Annotated in this window: 6 protein-coding genes; 2 read left to right on the plus strand and 4 right to left on the minus strand. The window is 68.8% G+C overall.

Annotation, left to right across the window (positions count from 1 at the left end; genetic code table 11):
* Nucleotides 1-932, minus strand: a 932-nt coding sequence (locus ACT4N8_RS12490; protein ID WP_444858454.1) for an ACP S-malonyltransferase, incomplete at its 3' end; no start/stop codon positions are given.
* Nucleotides 925-3132 carry a dehydrogenase E1 component subunit alpha/beta gene (locus tag ACT4N8_RS12495; RefSeq protein WP_444858455.1) on the minus strand — a complete coding sequence of 736 codons (2208 nt, stop codon included), beginning with the start codon at nucleotides 3130-3132 and terminating at the stop codon, nucleotides 925-927. The genes ACT4N8_RS12495 and ACT4N8_RS12490, both read right to left, overlap by 8 nt.
* Nucleotides 3133-3250: 118 nt before the next feature.
* Between ACT4N8_RS12495 and ACT4N8_RS12500 the strand changes: the two genes are divergently transcribed.
* Nucleotides 3251-3550 carry an SCP2 sterol-binding domain-containing protein gene (locus ACT4N8_RS12500; RefSeq protein ID WP_444858456.1) on the plus strand — a complete coding sequence of 100 codons (300 nt, stop codon included), beginning with the start codon at nucleotides 3251-3253 and terminating at the stop codon, nucleotides 3548-3550.
* Between the two features lie 92 nt (nucleotides 3551-3642).
* Nucleotides 3643-4122, plus strand: coding sequence for a heme-binding protein (locus tag ACT4N8_RS12505; protein ID WP_444858457.1), 480 nt, complete (start codon nucleotides 3643-3645; stop codon nucleotides 4120-4122).
* Nucleotides 4123-4229: 107 nt separating this feature from the next.
* Here ACT4N8_RS12505 and ACT4N8_RS12510 read toward each other — a convergent pair whose 3' ends face one another.
* Both ACT4N8_RS12510 and ACT4N8_RS12515 read right to left on the minus strand, forming a co-directional pair.
* Nucleotides 4230-4826 carry a DUF1579 domain-containing protein gene (locus ACT4N8_RS12510; RefSeq protein WP_444858458.1) on the minus strand — a complete coding sequence of 199 codons (597 nt, stop codon included), beginning with the start codon at nucleotides 4824-4826 and terminating at the stop codon, nucleotides 4230-4232.
* Complete coding sequence (locus ACT4N8_RS12515; protein WP_444858459.1) at nucleotides 4823-5152, minus strand: winged helix-turn-helix domain-containing protein; 330 nt, start codon at nucleotides 5150-5152, stop codon at nucleotides 4823-4825. The genes ACT4N8_RS12510 and ACT4N8_RS12515 overlap by 4 nt, the downstream gene beginning before the upstream one ends.
* Between the last annotated feature and the right edge of the window lie 68 nt (nucleotides 5153-5220).

Consider the following 5220-nt stretch of genomic DNA (forward strand, 5'->3'; position numbering starts at 1 on the left):
ATCGCGAACAAGGCCTGCGCGACCGCGCCGCCGAGCGTGTCGCCGGGGCCGAGCAGGCTGATCCGGTCGGGCGCATATTCCGTGACGGCGACCTGGACGGCGCGGGTGAAATCGTAGGGCTCGAGGATCTGGGTGGCGAAGGTGTAGCGGCGCAGCGCCTCGGGCTCGCTGGCATGCGGCCGCCAGATGTGGCCGCGACCGTCGATCATCGGCAGGGCCGGCCCCTCGATCCAGTGCGCCGGCAGGTCGAGCGCGCGCGCCGACGAGCCCTGCATCAGCGGCGTGTGAAAGGGGCCGTGATTGACGAGGCGCATCGGCTCGCGCGCTGGGGTCGGCGGGGCTTCCTTGAGCAAAGCCGCCAGCCCCGCCTCGTCGCCGGCGACGACCAGCATGCCGCCGAGTTCGATCGACGGGTAAAGCGCTGAACCGGAACGCGAATTGATCGTCTCGACCAGGGCCGCCACCTCGCCGCGCAGGCCCGGAATCTCGCGCCAGTCCTCGTCAACCAGGGTCAGCAGCACCTGTCCGCCGGGCTCGCCCGCCTGGCTGTTCTGGCCCATCGCGTCGATGATTTCGAAGCCGTGTTGTGCGCTTGCCGCGCCTGCCACGGCCAGCGTCGTGTACCAGCCCATCGAATTGCCGGTGACCGCGGCGATGTCGAAGCGGTCGTGGTCGATGCTGAGGAAATCGGCATAGGAGGCGGCGAAGATCAAAGGCGAGGCGATGTCGCCGCGCGTATGCAGCGCCGGGCTGAACCGCTCCGCGCCGTCGAGCTCGGAGAGGGTCGGCTGCCCCCGCTGCGCGCGCAACGCGTCGAAGCCGGCGATCAGCTCGCCTTTATCGGCGTGATGACGCTTCAGATAGCCGAGCTCGGCCTTGCCGTAAGTCCCCCGCCCGGGACAGACCACCAGTGCGCTGAGCTTCTCAGCCACGGGCCAGCTCCAGCGCCGCGGCGACGATCGAGTCGCGGCTCGGCAGGGTGATCGTCGCGGCCTTGCCGAGCGGGATGAAGCTGTCCTCGGCGGTGATCCGGGCGCAGGGGAAGCCCGGCGCGCGCTCGGCGAACAGGGTCATCAGCGCCTCGCTCTGCGAGCCGGTCCTGCGGCATTCGTCGACGATCAGTACGCGCTTGCAGCCCTTCGTCGCCGCGATCAGCCCGTCCTCATTGAGCGGGGCGAGCCAGCGCAGGTCGATCACCCGCGCGTCGAGCTTATGTTCGTCGCGCAACACCTTCCCGGCCTGACGCGACAGATAATAGCCGTTGGCATAGCTGATTATGGCGACGTCCGTGCCGTCGCCATGCACGCCCAGCTCGCCCAGCCGGATCGGCTTCGCCTCGCCCGGCGCGGCATAGGGCGCGGTCCACAGGCCGTCGTTGTCCTCGTGCAGGTCGCGGGTCATGTAGAGGGCGATCGGCTCGACGAAGACGATCACGCGCTGCTCCTCGCGCGCGAGGCGAACGCATTCGCGCAGCATCTCCACCGCGTCGGCGCCGTTGCTGGGGACCGCGAGGATCAGCCCCGGAATGTCGCGAAAGATGGCGAGGCTGTTGTCGTTGTGGAAATGCCCGCCGAAGCCCTTCTGGTAGCCGAGCCCCGCGATCCGGACGATCATCGGGTTGGTATATTGACCGTTCGAGAAGAAGCTCAGGGTCGCCGCCTCGCCGCGCAGCTGGTCCTCGGCATTGTGGACGTAGGCGAGGAACTGGATCTCGGTGATCGGCAGCAGCCCGTTATGCGCCGCGCCGATGCCGAGGCCGAGGATGCTCTGCTCGTCGAGCAGGGTGTTGATCACCCGCGCCGCGCCGAAGCGCTCGTGGAGCTTGGCGGTGACGTTGTAGACTCCGCCCTTCGGCCCGACATCCTCGCCGGCGACGATGATCTCCCTGTGCGCGAGCATCAGGTCGGCGAGCGCCCAGGAGAGCAACCGCGCCATATGCTGCGGCTTGTCCATCATCGTCGAGTCGCGCGCGAACAAAGCCTTGCGTTGCTCGGGCGAAGGCAGGTTGGCGGGGGCCAGCTCTCGCTTCGGCGGGACGATGCTCGCCATCACCGCCGCGCTGCTGGTGAGCTTCGGCCGCCGGATTGCATCCTCGGCGATCCGTGCCAATGTCGCCTCGGTCTCGTTGTAGATGTCGAGCGCCTCCTGGTGCGAAAGCAGCCCCTGCTCGATCAGGATCGCGGCGCTGTGGACGAGCGGATCGCGCTCCTCGTCGGCCTCGATCTGAGTTTTGGTGAGATAGGCGCTCTGCGCGTCCGAGCCGGCGTGGCCGTAGAGCCGCACGCAATCCATGTGCAGGAAGACCGGCCGCCGCGTCGTCCGGGCGTGGCGCGCCGCTTCAAGCGCCCCGCGATAGGCGTCGACCATGTCGAGCCCGCTGCAGCGGATGTAGCGAAGGCCCGGCCGCTCCCGGAAGCCCGCCTCGATCCAGCCGCGCGGCGTGCGGGTCGAGATGCCGATGCCATTGTCCTCGCAGAGGAAGACGAGCGGCATCGGCGTACCTTGATAAGCCGCCCAGCCCGCGGTGTTGAACGCCCCCTGCGCGGTCGAATGATTGGCCGATGCGTCGCCGAAGCTGCACAAAACGATCGCATCGCGGGGCAGGGGCGTGTCCTCCAGCTTCAGCGTCCGTGCGATGCCGATGCTGAACGCCGCGCCGACGGCCTTGGGCAGATGCGAGGCGATCGTGCTGGTCTGCGGCGGGATGTTGAGCGGCTTCGATCCGATCACCTTGTGGCGCCCACCCGAAATCGGGTCCTCGGCCGAAGCGGCGAAGCTCAGCAGCATGTCCCAGCACGGCGTCTGGCCGGGCAGCATCTTCGCGCGATGAAGCTGAAAGGCGTTGGAGCGGTAATGAAGGAAGGCGATGTCGTCGACGCGGAAGGCCTCGGCTACCGCCGCATTGTTCTCATGGCCCGAGCTGCCGATCGTGTAAAAGCCCTCGCCGCGCGCCTGCAATTTGCGCGACAGCCGGTCCATCTGGCGGCTCGTGCACTGGCTGTAGAAGAGCTCGACCATCGTCTCGCCGGCAAGGCCGACATCCTCGGGCTGCACCTCGCTCGTCCGACGCGGCAGCTTCCCCCCGCCGACCTTCGCCAGGAACTTCTCGTGGATGGCCTCGGCTGCGTCCATGGCGAGCCGACTAGCCGCGTTCAGGCAGGGATGGAAGCCGGGGTTACTGACACTCCTGTCGGCTTGACGCGCCGCCCGTGCGGGCTAGGGAAGAAGGCGTGCAGCAAAGGAGAGCGTGATGACCAAGGGCGAAATGGCCGCGAAGCTCAACGAGGCGAACGCCTTCCTTCCCGGCAAGAGGGTCAAGCTCGATTTCGGCGACGAGGGCATCGTCATGCTCGACGGCAACGCCAATCAGGTCACAGAGGAAGACGGCGACGCCGACACTACGATCAAGGTCGCCTGGGCCGACTGGCAGGCGATGGCCGACGGCCAATTGGACGGCATGACCGCCTTCATGCAGGGCAAGCTCAAGGTCGAGGGCGATATGTCCAACGCGATGCAGCTCCAGGGCGTGCTCGCCAAGCTCAAGCAATAGCCCTCGTCGAAACCACGGAGCCGCCGGTCGAAAGGCAAGGCTCGCTCGCGGGGCCGCCAACTATGAACGCCTTTCCTTTGAGGGAGGGCAACATGAAAATTCTTGCCGCCGCGACCGGGCTGCTCTGCGCCGCAGGGGCCTTGGCGCAACAGGCGCCCGCCCGGCTCGACGCGCGCGCCGCGCAGGCGATCGTCGCCGGCTGCGTCGCGCATGCGGAAGGCCGGCAGCAAAGCTTCGGCATAGCCGTGGTGGATGCCGGGGGGCATCCCGTCGCGATCCTGCGGATGGATCGCAATGGCTTTGGCATGATGGAGTTCGCGCTGGCGAAGGCGCGCGCGGCCGCGGCCTGGGGCTTTTCGACCGCGGACATGGTGGATGGCGCGCGCGCCACGCCCGGCTTCGCCGCGGCGTCGCATGTCGTGACCGTCGCGGGCGGCGTGCCGGTCTGGTCGGCGGACGGGCGCGCGCGGCTCGGCGCGGTCGGCGTCTCCGGCGGGGCGCCCGCCGCTGACGCGGCTTGCGCCGAGGCCGGAATCGCCGCGGCGGGCTTGAGGTCGCAGCGCGGAGGTTGAGCGGGCTTGGCGCCCATGGTCGGGCCCCGGCCTTTCGGCGCGAGCGAGACGTGTCAACCGCCATGCAGCTCCAAGGCGTGCTGGCGAAGCTCAAGCAATAGGCGGCTTTACCGCGGCGGAATGGAATCCGCCCGCGGCCAGGCCGTGTCGCCGATCCGGCGCACCCGCAATTCGACCATCCGCTGAGGCGGGGCGCCTTCGGCGACGCGCTCGCCGACCTCGTGCCATTCGCCGTCGCGCACGGTGGCGGTGTAGCGGATCGTCGCGCCCGGCCCCGCCGGCTGGCTCCAGTCGAAGCCGTCGGGGCGAACGGTGAGCGGATAGTCGCCGACAAAACCATTGGCATAGGCGCGGATCGAATAGCCGCGTCGGACCGGATCGTAGGAAATGACGGCGAAGGCGTTGAACACCGTGGCGCCGCTCGCGTCGTAGCCGCGGCCCTCGACGAGCCGCACCGAGCCATCCAGAAGCGTACCCACCCGTTCCGTTTGAACGAGCGGGCCGGGGATATCGGCCGCCTCGGCCGGCCCGCGCCAGGCGCCGTCGAGGAAGGCCAAGGCTTGCATCGCCTCGCGCTGGGCGGCGAGGCGCTGGGCGGGATCCCATAGGCCAGCGGGCCGCGCGTGCGGCGGCTGGGCCTGCTGGGCGAGCGCCGGCGAGGCCAGCAACGCGGCGGCCAATGTCACGATCAACGGCTTCATCATTCTTCCCTCCCTGGATTGGCGGCGGCCCGGGTGAGCCGCTCGATATGATCGAGCCAGACGCGCCACGCGTTCCGACCCGTTCGCGTGAGCGACAGCCGCGTCTGTGGCTTGCGGTTGGCGAAGCTCTTGTCGACGCGGACATAGCCCGCCTCCTCGAGCTTCCTGAGGTGGGCCGAGAGATTGCCGTCGGTCGCGCCGACCTTGTCGCGCAGCTCGGCGAACAGGGCCGAGTCCACCGCCGAAAGATAGGCCATCGCGCCGAGCCGAATGCGGCCGTGGACGATGTCGTCGATCGCATTGTGGTCGAAGGGATTGCCGTCGGCCACGTCAGCCCTGTGCCTTGGGCTCGCGCGCGAGCAGCATGAGCCCGGGCAGCAGCACGGTCGCGGCGGCG

Source organism: Sphingosinicella sp. (assembly GCF_052387495.1).
In the GTDB taxonomy this organism is placed as follows: Bacteria; Pseudomonadota; Alphaproteobacteria; order Sphingomonadales; family Sphingomonadaceae; genus Allosphingosinicella.

Coding starts and splice junctions, on each gene's coding strand:
- ACT4N8_RS12495 (WP_444858455.1), bottom strand. CDS start 3,132: ATGGACGCAGCCGAGGCCATCCACGAGAAGTTCCTGGCGAAGGTCGGC.
- ACT4N8_RS12500 (WP_444858456.1), top strand. CDS start 3,251: ATGACCAAGGGCGAAATGGCCGCGAAGCTCAACGAGGCGAACGCCTTC.
- ACT4N8_RS12505 (WP_444858457.1), top strand. CDS start 3,643: ATGAAAATTCTTGCCGCCGCGACCGGGCTGCTCTGCGCCGCAGGGGCC.
- ACT4N8_RS12510 (WP_444858458.1), bottom strand. CDS start 4,826: ATGATGAAGCCGTTGATCGTGACATTGGCCGCCGCGTTGCTGGCCTCG.